This window comes from Bacteroidota bacterium (assembly GCA_020402865.1).
GTDB lineage: Bacteria > Bacteroidota > Bacteroidia > Palsa-965 > Palsa-965.
Genome location: JADBYT010000025.1, coordinates 1 through 15,207 on the forward strand (window position 1 = coordinate 1; position 15,207 = coordinate 15,207).

Sequence of the window (15,207 nt, forward strand, 5' to 3'; positions counted from 1 at the left end):
CCGCAGTGGTTGTATTTCTGCAAGTGCCGGTAGTAAACCTCGGTGCAGATACTGTGCTGTGCGCAAGTTTGGGAAATCTTATACTCGATGCCGGCAACCCCGGATTCACCTACAACTGGTCAACCGCTGCCACCACACAAACCATTGCACCCGCTACACCCGGCACTTACTGGGTGCAAGTAAATAATGGCAACTGCACCAATACCGATACAATACTCATTTCCCTTACACCCGCTCCTCCCCCGTTAAGCGATTCCACACTTTGCAGCGGGCAAACCTATACACTCACCGCCACATCGGGCCAAAGCTGGGTGTGGAATACCGGAGCTACCACGCAGGCAATAACAGTAAATACCGGTGGTATTTATTCGGTAGCAATAACAGATGGTGCGTGTATATTTCCCGACACCGTTTTAGTGGTAATGAATCCTCTTCCGGTTGTTAATCTTGGAAATGACACCCTGCTTTGCCAGCCAGGAAATTTTCTGCTCGATGCCGGTAATCCCGGTTCAAACTGGAACTGGAATACCGGAGCGGTTTCGCAGCAAATTCAGGTTAACAATGCCGGCAGTTATGCGGTAAGTGTTACTGCCCTCAACTGCACCAGTTCGGATACCATTGAAATTGCTTATGCAACACAACCCGAACTCGGTAATTCAGCCTCCCTTTGTACCGTGCAGGAACTTATACTTACCCCCGGTACTTATCAGCCCGGAACCATCTTTTCGTGGAATACCGGTCAAACAACACCTTCAATTACCGTAAATCAGGCAGGTACTTATTCAGTTTCTATTCAGTTCGAACAGTGTTTACTCGCCGATAGTATTGAGGTTAGCGGGAATCCGGGCGAAGGAGCCGTATTTATACCCAATACATTTACACCTAATCGCGACGGGCTTAACGAAGTATTTATGGTTTATGGAAATGACATCATTGATATTCATATAAAAATATTTAACCGCTGGGGAGAATTAATTTTCGAAAGCTACGATATAAATAACGGCTGGAATGGTATGTATAACAATATGCCCGTTCAGCAAGATACGTATGTGGTGGTAACAGAATATCGTACAGCGTGCAATAACGATACCTTTGAGCAGCGCATTACACATGTGAATGTGATTAAATAGTGCAGTGCGTATTTTTGAACATTGAATCATCCAATCTAAACCGTGTGTGCGGAATTGTTTGGTAGAATAAATTGTTTGCTATCAGAATAAGCACAAAATCTATGAATCTGCTTTTTGATCTCGACGGAACGATTAGTGATCCTGCCGAAGGCATTCTTAATTCAATTCAGTATGCCTTTACGCACTTAAACAAACCGGCTCCCGAACGTCATGTCCTTTTACGGTTTATTGGCCCTCCGCTTATTGATTCATTCAAAGAAACTGCCGGTTTCACAGAAGAAGAAACACACCGTGCTGTAGCATTGTACCGGGAATATTTTAATATAAAAGGGAAATATGAGAACTTTCTATATCCAGAAATACGTGATGTACTTGAAGCCGCTGTAAAAATGAGACATCGCTTATTCATTGCCACTTCCAAACCTACTGTTTTTGCGAAAGAAATCATTGCCCATTTTCATTTAGCAGACTATTTCATTGAAGTTGCTGGCAGTAATCTGGACCATACCCGTCGTGAAAAAGCAGAGATAATTAATCATCTTCTCCATACCTATCAGCTCAACACGAAGGATACGTGGATGATCGGCGACCGCCTGCATGATGTTGCCGGGGCCCGGAAATGTGGTGTTAAATCGGTGGGGGTAAACTGGGGATATGCGGAATCCGGTGAATGGCTCGCTTATTCACCCGACCTCATTGTTGAAAACCCCGCTGAGCTTTTGGCGCTCATTCAACGCTTGAGTTAATTTTTCATTTTACAGCCTTCTATCCTCTTGTTTAGCTGTATCCTGTTCAAAAAACAGTCAAAATGTCAGTAATTCGGTTTCGGAACAGGATTTGATTGATGTACGATGTCTTTTGAATTCTCGTAAATTTGCAGGACAGAAAAATTCACGGACTCACCACATAAAACATTCCTTACAATGGCGCTTCAAATCACCGATGCTAATTTTGAAGAACTCGTTCTCAAGTCAGATAAACCCGTAGTGCTCGATTTCTGGGCCGAATGGTGTGGCCCCTGCCGCATGGTAGGCCCCATCATCGAAGAAATGTCGGCCGAATATGATGGAAAAGCGGTAATTGGCAAAGTAGATGTGGACAACAATCCCGAAGTTTCGATGAAATTCGGTATCCGCAATATTCCCACCATTCTGTTCTTCAAGAACGGTCAGGTGGTGGACAAGCAGGTAGGTGCTGTGCCCAAAAATGTATTGGCACAAAAGCTCGAAGCCCAAATGGCCTGAACGGCATTTACCTCTTGATTATCCTACGAAAGCGGGAATCTGTACCTCAGATTCCCGCTTTCGTCATTATCTTTATGCCAGTATGCCTATTGATAAACTCGCCACCCAGCCGTTTTCGCACCTCGAACTGCTTGCCCGTCAGGTAGTGGAAGGCTTTATAACCGGTTTACATAAAAGCCCTTTTCACGGCTTTTCGGTGGAGTTTGCGGAGCATCGTTTGTATAACAGCGGTGAATCGACCCGGCACATCGACTGGAAGCTTTATGGCCGCAGCGACAAGCTGTTTATTAAACGTTACGAGGAAGAAACCAACCTGCGTTGCCAGCTGGTCATTGATCATTCATCGTCTATGTATTTCCCGATGGATGAAAAGGGGCAGTCGCTGGAAAAGAACAAAATCCATTTTGCCGTGCATTGTGCGGCCGCATTAACTGAACTGTTGCGTACCCAGCGCGATGCCGTGGGCCTTTCGGTATTTGCCGAAACACTTGAAACGCATCTTCCCGCCCGTTCAAGCAACGTACACCAAAAACAGGTGTATCACGAGCTCGAACAGCTGCTGCAGCCCGTAACACCCGAAGTACAACGCAAAACCTTCGCCGTAAACGCCCTGCACCAGATTGCCGAAAGCATTCCGCGCCGCTCGCTGGTTATGCTTTTCAGCGATATGTTTGACAATGGCGAAAATACCGAAGCCCTCTTCTCTGCCCTGCAGCACCTGCGCCACAACAAGCACGAGGTGATTCTCTTTCACATTACCGACAAACAAAAGGAACTGGATTTCCTTTACGATAACCGCCCGCACACCTTCATCGACCTCGAAACCGGCGAAGAAATAAAAGTGCAGCCCGCCGAAGTGCGCGAAAATTACCTCCACGCCATTACCCGTTTCAAAAACGATCTCGTGCTGCGCTGTGGCCAGTACCGTATTGATCTGGTAGAAGCCGATATTAACCTTGGCTTCGAACAAGTGCTGCTCCCCTACCTGATGAAACGCCAGCGTATGGTGTAAACCTGACACTGGTCAGTATATTTTTGCCAAACGCTGCCAGTCAGTGTAGAAAACCTGTAATTTTGGCGCTGTTTTTAACAGGACCCTGTCATGTCCCATAATTCTCATGGTCACAACAAAGTGACCTTCGCCGGGCTGCTCATCACACTTGGCATCATTTACGGCGATATTGGTACATCGCCTCTTTATGTACTGAAAGCCATTGTGGGCAATAACCCCATAAGCAGCGACTATGTGCTGGGCGGACTTTCCTGTATTGTGTGGACACTCACGTTACAGACTACGGTAAAATATGTGCTCCTCACCCTGCGTGCCGATAACAACGGCGAGGGTGGAATTTTTGCACTTTACACACTTGTTCGCCGCACCAAAAAGAAATGGCTGCTGGTTCCGGCCATTGTGGGCGGCTCCATGCTGCTGGCCGATGGTATAATTACACCACCTATTTCAGTTGCCTCGGCCATTGAAGGCTTACGCGTTTTTGATCCTGAAATCAATACAATTCCCATTGTAATTAGCATTATTGCCGGCTTGTTTTTAATACAGCAGTTTGGCTCCAAGCTGGTAGGCCGGTTCTTCGGTCCCATTATGCTTTTGTGGTTCAGTATGCTGGCCGTGCTGGGTGTGGCGCAAATTGCCGGCAATGTGGAAATTCTCAAAGCCCTCAGTCCGCACTATGCCGTGAAAATGCTCACCGAGCATCCCGGTTCACTGGCATTGCTTGGCGCGGTGTTTCTGTGTACTACCGGAGCCGAAGCACTTTATTCTGACCTCGGGCACTGCGGACGCGGCAACATCCGTATCAGCTGGGGCTTTGTGAAGGCGGCGCTTATTCTCAACTACTTTGGTCAGGGTGCCTGGCTGCTCAAACAAGAAGGCCAGCTGCTCAACGGTGCTAACCCGTTCTATTCAGTAATGCCCGAGTGGTTCAAAGTTACCGGCATCATCATTGCCACAGCCGCCGCCATTATTGCCAGTCAGGCCTTAATCAGCGGTTCGTTTACACTCATCAACGAAGCCATACGCCTTAATTTCTGGCCAAAAGTGCGAATCAAATATCCATCCGACCTCAAGGGCCAGCTTTATATTCCTTCCATCAACTGGCTGCTGATGATTGGCTGTATCGGCGTGGTACTTTACTTCCGCGAATCGTCGAACATGGAAGCGGCATACGGTCTGGCAATTGTGATCACCATGCTTATGACCACCATGCTGCTGAGCTTCTACCTGTACATGAAACGCTACCCCAGCTGGCTCATCGTGTTGCTGCTGTTTGTGTATCTGAGCATTGAAGCCCTGTTCCTTATTGCCAACCTCGAAAAGTTTGCACACGGAGGTTACATCACGCTCATCATTGCATCCGTACTCATTCTCGTAATGTGGATCTGGTACGATGCCCGAAAAATCAGAAACCGTTACGTGGAATTTGTGAAAGTAAAAGAATACCTCCCGCTGCTGGCCGAACTCAGTCAGGACACCTCGGTATCCAAACATTCCACACACCTTGTTTACCTCACCAGTGCCGATCATAAAGACGATATCGAATCGAAAATTCTGTATTCTATTTTACAGAAACGCCCCAAACGCGCTGATGTATATTGGTTTGTACACGTACACGTAACCGACCAGCCCTACACTATGGAATATAAGGTTACCGAGCTGATGCAGAATGATGTGTTCCGTATCGACTTTTACCTCGGTTTCCGTGTGCCTACCAAAATCAATCTGCTGTTCCGCAAAGTGGTGAGTGAAATGGTACAGAATCACGAAGTGGATATTACCAGCCGCTACGAATCGCTCAACCGCAAAAGTGTAATCGGTGATTTCAGTTTTGTAGTGCTTGAAAAATACCTTTCAAACGATAACGAGCTGCCCGTTTACGAGAAAATCATTCTCGATATTTATTACTTCATGAAACCGATTACGCTTTCTGAAGAAAGTGCGTTTGGGCTCGATACAAGTTCGGTGCTGGTAGAGAAAGTACCGATTGTGCTGGCGCCGGTGCGCGAAATAAATCTGAAACGAATCAAATGCTGATAAAAAGACAAAGCCGGATATTTTCCGGCTTTGTCTTTTTATCAGTGGTGTTTACTTTGCTTCTGGGGTAAGCAGCACAGCCTGCACCTGTACGTTCATTTTCTTCAGCACGGGCTCATCACTCGATACAAGATGATCGCCGGTTACAAGAGCGAGTTCGCGCTGTTCCATAAATTCATACACTGCAGGCGACTCGACAAGCTGCACGGAAATGCCGGTATTTTCAAGTTTACCGTTTTCCCAGCCCGCCGCGCCACCGCCATAATCCCAGCCAAAACCTGAAAAACGGAATGGCTTGCCGTTAATGGCCTGAAGTTTTTCGAGCGATAAACCGGGCACTACACCGGCTTGGGTTTTCCACCGGCCTTTGTATTGAATAGGTTTATCAGCCTCTATCAGGCAGCTCACTTTTACGTAAGCTATACCCGTTTTACCCGAATTGTTTTGCCACACAACGGCCACTTCATCAGGCGTTCCCCGAAAAAGATAGGTGGCTGTTTCCCAGTTTCCTTCTGCCCCCCAGAGCGTATCGGTTTTCACATTGGCATCGCCGTAAGCAGCACGCAGTTCGGTTTCCGAACCAAACAACACGAGACTGTCGAGCAGCGATGTGGCAGAAACGGTTTGGGCATTTATCTGTACGGGCGTGGCGGAAGATGTTGGAGAGGTATGTGCATTTGTATTCTCGTCAGCATTTCCGCAGGCCGCAGCCAGCAAAAGCAAAAGCAGATAATATGCGCGGTTCATAATTGCAGATCGGTAAAACTTGTGCAAATTAGTGTGAAATATCACACAGCACAAGTTTTGTGTGATCACTGAAATTTCCGCACCTATGATTTTTCGCTGCATCAAAGCCTACAACGTACTTTACGAAAACCCGATTGAAGTAAAGCGGGGCGACAAAGTAAAAGCGGGTAAATTCGACACCGACTGGCCGGCTTTTCGCTGGTGTGCCGGGCCCGACGGGCGCGAAGGATGGATGCCCGATGATTTGCTTGATGAAGTAAACGGCGAGTTTTTCGCCAATACCGATTACAGCGCCCGCGAGCTTCCGCTTGCTGAAGCGGCAGTAGTGGAAGGCTTAATCGAAAACGGTGGCTGGTGGTGGTGCCGAAACAGCAAAGGCTTGCAGGGCTGGGTGCCCGAAACGCATCTTGAAATGATTGATTAACAGCCTGCCGGAAATGCCCGGCAGGCTGTTACAGCAAGTTATTTATGAAGCAGCTTGCTTTCCATCAGCAACACATCGCTTTGCGACTGTGTGAGGTATAAAATCAGCAAACCGTAAGGCATGCCCGGCTGAATTTCATTGGCGGGCAAATTCGTGGTATCAGCGGCAAGCAGCTTAATGATGTGTTGTTTGCGCTGGCTTGCATCAGAATAATTAAACGCTAAATCCTGATTGGCAAACAACATGGTTATCGGCGTGGTATTCCAAGACTCTACCTGTGAATAATCACTTGCACCAGCCTGAACCAGTGTAAATGCCTTAAAATCCTGAATATAGTTTACGTAATCCTTTACCTCGCCATGTACTTTGGCCGAAACAGCCACTGCCGAATCAGGTTGCTTTTTAAATCCTTTTTCGTTCATGGAAAGCTGCATATTTACACAGCTTTCATTTTGCTTGATAAGATTGTAATAGGCTGCATTGGTTTTCTGACTGCTCCCGGTTCCGAGTGTGGTAAAAATTATTCCGCTTACAGCCACCATGATTACCACAGTAGCCACTGCATTGGTAAGGTTGAGCGATTTGCGGTACACACTCAGCAGGTAAAGCGGAATATACCCCAATATGAGCACCGCCAGTCCCGAATAAATTAACTGCGTAGCTCCGGGCCAGTACAAAAATTTAAAACCGCCCCCAGCACCAAGCAATACACTACCCGCTGCACCTACAATAGCCAGCATGGTATTTCGGTTTGATACCTCACCGGTTTTATAGCGGTAAATAAAAAACACCGGGGCGAAGATGGTGGCTACGATAAACGTGCCCAGCAACAACATGATATTGGCTCCGGGCCAATGCATTGCCTTAAACAATGAGCCCGCAACTATAAATGCGCAACTCATTAAGCCTGTTACTCGAAGTGTCTTACTCATATAATGTTTTTGAATGTGGTGAATCAATAGGTTGGTTTCCTTCTGCAAAGGCAGAAATTGAGCATCGCCGAATTCATGAATGATATTCCGATAAGCAGTTTCGAAATCTTCAGAACCGGCACGTGCTTCCAGCATGCAGCAAAGGTGGTCAAGCAGCCCTTCCCTGAGCGAAAGCATGGTAACCCCGCGCCGCAGCAAATCGGTACGGATAAATTCTACCTGTTCATCACTGACTTCCATGGTAATCAGTACAGATCAGGTTTCAGATCGAGAAGAGCCGACATGGTTCGGACAAAATCGCCAAACTCGTTTATTTTTTCCCGCACCAGGCTTTGACCCGGACGGGTAAGCGAGTAATACTTTCGTACACGTTTCCCAATATTCACTGTTTCGGTAATCACTATTCCCTCTGCTTCCAGCTGATGAAGCAACGGATAGAGTGCGCCCTCTGTAATAATGATCTTTTCGTGTGTGAGCTCTTTTACACGCTGCGTAATTTCATACCCATACATTCTTTCCTGCTCCGAAAGAAGTTTAAGTACTATGGTTTTCAGCGTGCCCCGTATCAGTTCATTTGAATACATAACGCAATTATACATCGGGATCTTATGTATTGCAAAATTCAGATACCTAAAATTCTTATGTATTTAGATAAATTGCTGAATATCAATGATAAAATTAACGAGCAACCTTACCAGAGGAGTATGGTGAGGCATAGCGGCGATCGTTTATGAAAGCCGAATCGGATAATGTGAGCAGGAAGGCAAGCAGTTGTTTTTGCTGCAACGGCGTGAGACGTGCCCCGCCATTGCGTACGGTGCCCATCCGGCTGTCCACATTGGCCGACGCATGCACGTCGTTGCTGTAAAATGCCAGCACCTGACCGAGTGTGGCAAAACGGCCATCGTGCATATAAGGCGCAGTAAAGGCGAGGTTGCGCAGGGAAGGTGTTTTAAACTTACCGTTATCTTTTGCAATGCCGGTAATTTTGCCGCGCCCCGCATCGGTATAGCCGTTGGCAGCGTACACGGCATCCAGGCCGTTGTTGCTGAACTGTCCGGTGGTTCCGAGTGCGTCGGCATCAGTGGTGTGACAGTGCAGGCAGTCGCCTTTGGTCATGTCGTTGGCCAGTTCAAAGCCGGCGCGTTCATCGGGCGTAAACAGCGCGCGGTTGGTAATGGCCAGATCGTATTTTGAGCGGTTTGAAATGAGTGTGCGTTCAAACTGTGCAATGGCTTTGGCAATGCGCACACTGTCTATACGATCATCGCCAAACGCCGCCTTGAAGCGGGTGCGGTAGAAACGGCTTCGCGCCACACGTTTTTCAGCCTCAGGCCAGTTGAGGTTCATTTCGTGATGGGCGCGCACGGGTTCAAACACCTGCGTTTCGAGACTTACCGCGCGGCCATCCCAAAAATAGGCCGGGTACCAGGCCAGATTATACAACGGCATGGTATTGCGCGGCTGCAGGCTGCCATCAAAACCTTTGCTAAACGCCAGCGGCCCGTCGCTGAACGCCGCTTCCTGCCGGTGGCAGCTTGCGCAGGAAAGCGAACTATCCGCACTGAGCACCGGGTCGTAAAAAAGATAACGCCCAAGCTCAGCACCTTCTACCGTAACCGGATTACCGTCAGCCACAGGCATGGGCGGAAAAAACTTCAGTTCGGGAAACACATAAGGCTTTGGCGCCCGCTGCCTGCCCAGCGCCGACAGCATCAGCACCGACACAAGCAGCGGAATGGCCCAAAGAATTGTTGTTCGGAGTCCGGTATTCACAAGTGGTTCAGCGTTGCAAAATTACTTTATGCGTTTCGGTCTTTTTGTTGGTAATCACACGCAGGTAATACGTTCCGTTCGGATAGGCGCTCAGGTCGATCCAGAATTTTGTGGGGCTCACACCATATTGCTTCAGCAGTTTTCCATCAGCACTGATTACTTCAATGCCTTCGATAATATGATACTCCTGAAGTTTCTGCGCTTCAATGTTTACAATACCGGTTGAAGGTGTGGGATACACACGCAGGTATTCGGGCTGATTGTCTTTACCTGCGGTGTGGAAAATGGTGAGGTGCTGATTGTAATTATCAATCATCCATCCCTCACGGTTATTGCTCACCGAATCGGTTACAATGCGAAAACGGGTTTGAAAAGTGGTGGTGTAAGGAATCAGATAAGCCGCATCAAAACACAACCATACATCGCGCCAGCTTGTATCGCGCCCGGTAAATGCCAGTTGCGAAGTGTCAACAGTTGATGAATCGTAGCCGTAGAAATTATACACGTACGGGTTGTTGAAACAGTTCTGCCAGGTTACACCATTATCAATGGTATATTCCACAAACGCAAAATCGGCAGCACTGTCGAGATCGAATTTCTGCTTCCACTGCATAGCCATAATACCAATAGGCGGAAACTGATTAAGCGGAAACACAACCGAAGCATTGGCGTTTACCGCACAGGCATTTACCGTATCGGTAATAAGTACGTTAGGCGTAGAAGCCGGTGCATTGAAAAGCGTTTTCTGTGGTGCTCCCACCTGCCACACATTTCCCGAATCAAGTGTATAAACTGCCGGTTGAATATCGGATCCATCAAAATACTGTGTAGCCGTTATTTGCGCAGCAAGTGAGAATACCGTCAGGTTGGTGGTGAATAATAGTTGAAGTTTTTTCATGGGCCTGATAATTTGAGGTTGCTATATGATAAAAGTAAACTGTAAACTTCTAAGCCGCTAAGTGTTGTTCTGAATTTCTTACCTGTTCAGTGCTATTTCAATACTACCTTATTTACATTCGGCTTATCAGGATTCCTTCTCCACAAATAAAAATTGCAACAAAACCATCCTCAAACTGTTGCATTACGTAAGTGTGAATTAATAAAATAATTACTGCCGAATACCGACCTTTACATTATGCCGGGATACCGTTTTTCGAAATTTTCCAAAAAAGATGACAAACCGCCTTTCGACAGGCTGTTTGATATTTTCCGCGAACTCCTCACCCACACCTCGGGCGATGTGAATGAAGCACTGGCGTGGATGAACGAACTCGACCGCGAATACAAGCTCACCGATAACAATTACGGAATGGGCGATTTTATCGAGGATCTGAAGAAGCGCGGTTATCTGCAGGAAAATCCGCAGGACGGAAGTTTTGCAATTACCTCCAAAATGGAGCAAAGCATCCGGCAGAGTTCGCTTGATCAGATTTTTGGCAAGCTCCGCAAATCGCGCACACGGGGCAACCACAAAACGCCCTACAGCGGCCGCGGCGATGAACTGACCAGCGACCGCCGCCCTTTTCAGTTTGGCGATGCGCCGGAGCAGATTGACATGACTGTGAGCATGCGCAATGCACAAATTCACCACGGCACCAGCGAGTTTGCCATGAGTGAAGATGATTTGGAAATTATTGAGCAGGAGCACAAAACCCAAACATCAACCGTGCTCATGATTGATATTTCGCACTCGATGATTTTGTATGGCGAAGACCGCATTACGCCAGCCAAAAAAGTAGCCATGGCTTTGGCCGAACTGATTAAAACACGCTATCCGAAAGATACGCTCGACATTATTGTGTTTGGCAACGATGCGTGGCAGATTGAACTCAAAGACCTGCCCTTTTTGCAGGTAGGCCCCTATCACACCAACACCGTAGCCGGGCTTGATCTGGCCATGGACATTCTGCGCCGCCGCAAAAATCCGAACAAGCAGATTTTTATGATTACCGACGGCAAACCGAGCTGCCTCAAACAGGGCGAAGAATATTACATGAACAGCTTCGGCCTCGACCGCAAGATTGTGGCACAATGCCTCAACCGCGCACATGCCTGCCGTCGCGTACATATTCCCATAACCACGTTTATGATTGCCAAAGATCCTTACCTGCAGCAGTTTGTAGAGGAGTTTACCGATGCCAACCAGGGCCGGGCATTTTACACCTCGCTGAAAGGTCTGGGTGATTATATTTTTGAAGATTACACCACAAACCGTCGTAAACGCGTTCGATAAAATGAATAGTTTACCCGAAACCGATTTTACACTTACCGCCGAAGGGCCCGTTACAAAAGCGTTTTTGCAGGCCGGCGTAACACGTTTCACCGAAGCAGTAAATTACGTGCGTAAACTCCGCTACAACCGCATCAGCAACCGTAACAACTGCCTGCTTGTGCTCACCGAACAACGTGGCACCTGTTCTTCGAAACACCAGTTACTGGCCTTACTGGCAGAAGAAAACAATAGGCCCGACATACAATTGGCAGAACTGTTGTTTCGTATGCACGAAAAAAATGTACCCGGAACAGGTGAAATACTTTTTCGCCACAATCTGCCTTACATGCCCGAAGCACACAACTATTTACGTGCAGGCAATCAAATAATTGATGCCACTTCAGAATCTGTGCGCATAGACTATGAAGGCGATAAAATTTCGGAACAAATAATATCGCCACGTCGAACCACGGAAGAAAAAATGGCCGCACATCGTTTAGCTCTCGACCAGTGGCGCTGCACAGATTCACTGGCTGCTGCATATACCTTAGATCAACTTTACTCCATCCGCGAAAGCTGCATTGCGGCAATCGTATAAATTCAATCGTACTGTGAGCAACTCACCCGCTATCAATACCCTCGGCGAACTTATTGCCGCCGGATACACACCAAAATCAATAAAACAGGAACTCCGCGATAACCTGCTTGCACGACTAAGAGCAAAAACACCTTTGTTTGATGGTATTATCGGCTATCAGGATACGGTGATTCCTGATCTGGAGCGTGCCATACTTTCGCGGCATAATATTAACCTGCTTGGTTTGCGCGGACAGGCCAAAACGCGTATTGCGCGGCTTATGGTGAATTTGCTGGATGAATGGATTCCGGTGGTAAAAGGCTCGGAACTGAATGATGATCCGCTGCAACCGCTTTCGCGCTATGCGCGCGATCTGGTGGCCGAAAAAGGAAACGCCACACCCATTGAATGGATGCACCGCAGCGAACGTTTTGCCGAAAAACTGGCCACGCCTGATGTATCGGTAGCCGATCTGATTGGAGATGTGGACCCGATTAAAGCCGCCAACATGAAACTGAATTACAGCGATGAACGCGTGATTCACTACGGCATTATTCCCCGCGCCAACCGGTGCATTTTCGTAATCAACGAGCTGCCCGATTTACAGGCACGTATTCAGGTGGCCTTGTTTAATATTCTGCAGGAAGGCGATATTCAGATACGCGGATTCAAGCTGCGCCTGCCGCTTGATATTCAGTTTGTGTTTACGGCCAATCCGGAAGATTACACCAACCGGGGCTCGATTGTGACGCCGCTTAAAGACCGTATCGGCAGCCAGATACTTACGCATTATCCGAAGGATCTGGAAACAGCCAAGCAGATTACGCAGCAGGAAGCCCGCGCAAGGCAGGATGCCGCTGCAGTGATTCATGTGCCCGATGCCGCGCTGAGCATGCTCGAGCAGATTGGCTTTGAAGCACGCGAAAGCGAGTTTATTGATGCCAAGAGCGGTGTATCGGCGCGTTTAAGTATATCGGCCTACGAAAACCTGATCAGTGCGGCCGAGCGCCGGGCGGTAATAAACGGCGAGGCCGAAACCATGGTGCGCCTTACTGATTTTGCCGCCGTAATTCCGGCCATTACCGGCAAGGTGGAAATGGTGTATGAAGGTGAACAGGAAGGCGCAGCCGGTGTGGCCAAACACCTTATCGGAAAAGCCATACGCACACTCTTCCCCACCTATTTCCCCTCGCCCGAAAAACTAAAAAGAAAAACCGAAACAAGCCCGTACCAACCCATTATCGACTGGTTTGGCGAAGGCAATACGCTTGATCTGACAAGTGATATGCCCGCGCGTACATATGCTGCCGCACTGAGTGTAGTGGACGGACTGGATGAACTCGTTTCGAAACATTATCCTGCTGCCGAAGGCATGCAAAAGCTGTTTCTGATGGAACTGGTGCTGCACGGACTTTCGGAGTTTTCGCGGCTCAACCGCAGTTCACTTGAGTCGGGTGCGCGTTTCGGCGATCTGATGGGTGCCATGCTGGGCGGGGAGTAACTGGTCTAAGAGGCTGTCAGGGAATTTTGTGTTGCTTTGATTTTGATGGATTTTTTGATTGATTGAGGCGCTTTTTGAACAGATACCTTGAGGGTCAAGCAACGAAAAGCAATCAAAAAAGACGCGAAAACATTAAAAAGAAAATTCCCTGACAGACTCTAAAAAAGCAATTAAGTTTTCTTTTACCTGAAGTTTATTTTGGAAAGTCGGTGAAAATGGTTATATCTTAGTAAACTGTGCAACAGACACACCTGCACAGTGAAAGGAGGCACCATGACACTTTTTGCACAAGAGCTGACTGCACACACCGGCCGGCTGCGCGGGCATACGGGAGCCGACAGGGAATCACCCCAAAGTACCAGGTCATCACCGGAATCTCTTGCCGCAGTCCGTCCTGAATCATTTCAAACCTGGCGGAGCATCCGTTTCCGCGATCCATTGCTGCTGGTGGTAATTCCACTTGCCTCACTGGCTTTTTATGCACTGTCGTTAAGCGTTACGGCTATTTCCCTGCGTCTTGGGCCGGTTGCCACACATGCTGTGGGGCTGGGCATTCCGGCACTTTGGGCAGTATATCTGCTTAGCGATTATCTGCGCTTCCGCAACTGGCGGGCCCGGCTTCCCTTTGCCGTAGCGGGCTGGGACGAAGTAGTAAACCACACCGCTTTTGAAACGGGTGTGTGGCGGCATGCTGAGGTGAAGCTGATACTGAGTGAAGGCATTTCGCCCGAACAGGAAAAGCATTTTGCCGCAGGCATTATTGTCTTTGCCCACCTCGCCAATTCAAGCTATGGCGAACGCTATCAAGGCGATCCGCGCCGCTACTGGAATACAGACATCCTCACGGCATCCGGCAGCATTGATATTCATGTGGCGGCCTGTTTTGTGGGACTTTGCACAAAAAAACTCAGGCATGCCGCACAACGTTATCCCGGCTGCCTGCAACGGGTAGAAATTTCGCTCAGCGGCGATCCGTTTCTTGCCGATCCGCATGATGCTCATCACTAATTCAACGTTAAAATAAGCTAAGGGCGCCCTGCGGGGCGCCCTTAGCGCTGCTTTACCGTTTACCTTTGCGCGTATGGCAATTGAAATAGAACGCAAATTCCTGCTCCGTAGCACCCGCTGGCAGCAGCATCCCGACCTGAGCGTTACACATATCCGTCAGGGCTACCTCGTAAGTGATGCCGGCCGTACCGTGCGCGTACGCTGGCGAAACGGCAAAGGCTACCTCACCGTAAAAGGCAAACCCGAATCAGGCAGCATTGCACGCATGGAATATGAATACGAAATTCCCGGCACCGAAGCCGAAGCCCTGCTGCAACTCTGCAAACCGCCGCTCATTGAAAAAAAACGCTGGCTCCTGCCCGCCGGAAATCATACGTGGGAAATAGACATCTTTGAAGGCGAAAACAACGGACTCTGCGTAGCCGAAATCGAACTGGTAAACGAACACGAAACGTTTGAAAAACCCGACTGGCTGGGCGAGGAAGTTACTCACGACGGGCGCTATTCAAACGCAGCACTCAGCCGCGTGCCTTACTCACAATGGTAAAGTCTGGTGTTTAACGTTCAGCCTGCATAGGCGCATAGCCGGTAAACAAAGCGTTTTTCA

Annotated in this window: 16 protein-coding genes; 11 read left to right on the forward strand and 5 right to left on the reverse strand. The window is 48.3% G+C overall.

Annotated elements, in window-relative coordinates; all coding sequences use genetic code 11:
* The 5 genes from IM638_15770 to IM638_15790 all read left to right on the forward strand — a co-directional run.
* A partial coding sequence (locus IM638_15770) for a gliding motility-associated C-terminal domain-containing protein (GenBank protein ID MCA6364496.1) occupies positions 1 to 1,130 on the forward strand: 1,130 nt, incomplete at its 5' end.
* A 101-nt stretch (positions 1,131 to 1,231) separates the two neighbouring features.
* Complete coding sequence (locus IM638_15775) at positions 1,232 to 1,876, forward strand: HAD-IA family hydrolase (GenBank protein MCA6364497.1); 645 nt, start codon at positions 1,232 to 1,234, stop codon at positions 1,874 to 1,876.
* A 177-nt stretch (positions 1,877 to 2,053) separates the two neighbouring features.
* Positions 2,054 to 2,374, forward strand: a complete 321-nt coding sequence (trxA, locus tag IM638_15780) for a thioredoxin (protein ID MCA6364498.1) — start codon at positions 2,054 to 2,056, stop codon at positions 2,372 to 2,374.
* An 82-nt stretch (positions 2,375 to 2,456) separates the two neighbouring features.
* Positions 2,457 to 3,386, forward strand: coding sequence for a DUF58 domain-containing protein (locus tag IM638_15785; protein ID MCA6364499.1), 930 nt, complete (start codon positions 2,457 to 2,459; stop codon positions 3,384 to 3,386).
* 90 nt (positions 3,387 to 3,476) lie between these two features.
* Positions 3,477 to 5,423, forward strand: a complete 1,947-nt coding sequence (locus IM638_15790) for a KUP/HAK/KT family potassium transporter (protein MCA6364500.1) — start codon at positions 3,477 to 3,479, stop codon at positions 5,421 to 5,423.
* Positions 5,424 to 5,474: 51 nt separating this feature from the next.
* On the opposite strand, the gene IM638_15795 is transcribed toward IM638_15790, so the two are convergent.
* Positions 5,475 to 6,170 (reverse strand): hypothetical protein, encoded by a 696-nt coding sequence (locus IM638_15795; GenBank protein MCA6364501.1) that lies wholly within the window; start codon positions 6,168 to 6,170, stop codon positions 5,475 to 5,477.
* An 85-nt stretch (positions 6,171 to 6,255) separates the two neighbouring features.
* Here IM638_15795 and IM638_15800 point away from each other — a divergent pair, with 85 nt between their 5' ends.
* Positions 6,256 to 6,594, forward strand: coding sequence for a peptide-binding protein (locus IM638_15800; protein ID MCA6364502.1), 339 nt, complete (start codon positions 6,256 to 6,258; stop codon positions 6,592 to 6,594).
* A 38-nt stretch (positions 6,595 to 6,632) separates the two neighbouring features.
* Here IM638_15800 and IM638_15805 read toward each other — a convergent pair whose 3' ends face one another.
* The 4 genes from IM638_15805 to IM638_15820 form a co-directional block, all read right to left on the reverse strand.
* Positions 6,633 to 7,766, reverse strand: coding sequence for a hypothetical protein (locus IM638_15805; protein MCA6364503.1), 1,134 nt, complete (start codon positions 7,764 to 7,766; stop codon positions 6,633 to 6,635).
* Positions 7,767 to 7,771: 5 nt separating this feature from the next.
* Positions 7,772 to 8,110 (reverse strand): PadR family transcriptional regulator, encoded by a 339-nt coding sequence (locus tag IM638_15810; GenBank protein ID MCA6364504.1) that lies wholly within the window; start codon positions 8,108 to 8,110, stop codon positions 7,772 to 7,774.
* 94 nt (positions 8,111 to 8,204) lie between these two features.
* Entirely contained in the window at positions 8,205 to 9,302 is a 1,098-nt protein-coding gene (locus IM638_15815; protein MCA6364505.1) for a cytochrome-c peroxidase, read from the reverse strand.
* A 7-nt stretch (positions 9,303 to 9,309) separates the two neighbouring features.
* Positions 9,310 to 10,200, reverse strand: coding sequence for a T9SS type A sorting domain-containing protein (locus IM638_15820; GenBank protein ID MCA6364506.1), 891 nt, complete (start codon positions 10,198 to 10,200; stop codon positions 9,310 to 9,312).
* Between the two features lie 237 nt (positions 10,201 to 10,437).
* Between IM638_15820 and IM638_15825 the strand changes: the two genes are divergently transcribed.
* The 5 genes from IM638_15825 (at position 10,438) to IM638_15845 (ending at position 15,147) form a co-directional block, all read left to right on the forward strand.
* Positions 10,438 to 11,535 (forward strand): VWA domain-containing protein, encoded by a 1,098-nt coding sequence (locus tag IM638_15825; protein MCA6364507.1) that lies wholly within the window; start codon positions 10,438 to 10,440, stop codon positions 11,533 to 11,535.
* Position 11,536: 1 nt separating this feature from the next.
* Positions 11,537 to 12,112 (forward strand): hypothetical protein, encoded by a 576-nt coding sequence (locus tag IM638_15830; GenBank protein ID MCA6364508.1) that lies wholly within the window; start codon positions 11,537 to 11,539, stop codon positions 12,110 to 12,112.
* A gap of 13 nt (positions 12,113 to 12,125) precedes the next feature.
* Positions 12,126 to 13,592 carry a magnesium chelatase gene (locus tag IM638_15835; protein ID MCA6364509.1) on the forward strand — a complete coding sequence of 489 codons (1,467 nt, stop codon included), beginning with the start codon at positions 12,126 to 12,128 and terminating at the stop codon, positions 13,590 to 13,592.
* A gap of 258 nt (positions 13,593 to 13,850) precedes the next feature.
* A complete protein-coding gene (locus IM638_15840) occupies positions 13,851 to 14,600 on the forward strand; it encodes a hypothetical protein (GenBank protein ID MCA6364510.1) in 750 nt (249 codons plus the stop codon).
* Between the two features lie 73 nt (positions 14,601 to 14,673).
* Complete coding sequence (locus IM638_15845) at positions 14,674 to 15,147, forward strand: CYTH domain-containing protein (protein MCA6364511.1); 474 nt, start codon at positions 14,674 to 14,676, stop codon at positions 15,145 to 15,147.
* Positions 15,148 to 15,207 lie beyond the last annotated feature (60 nt).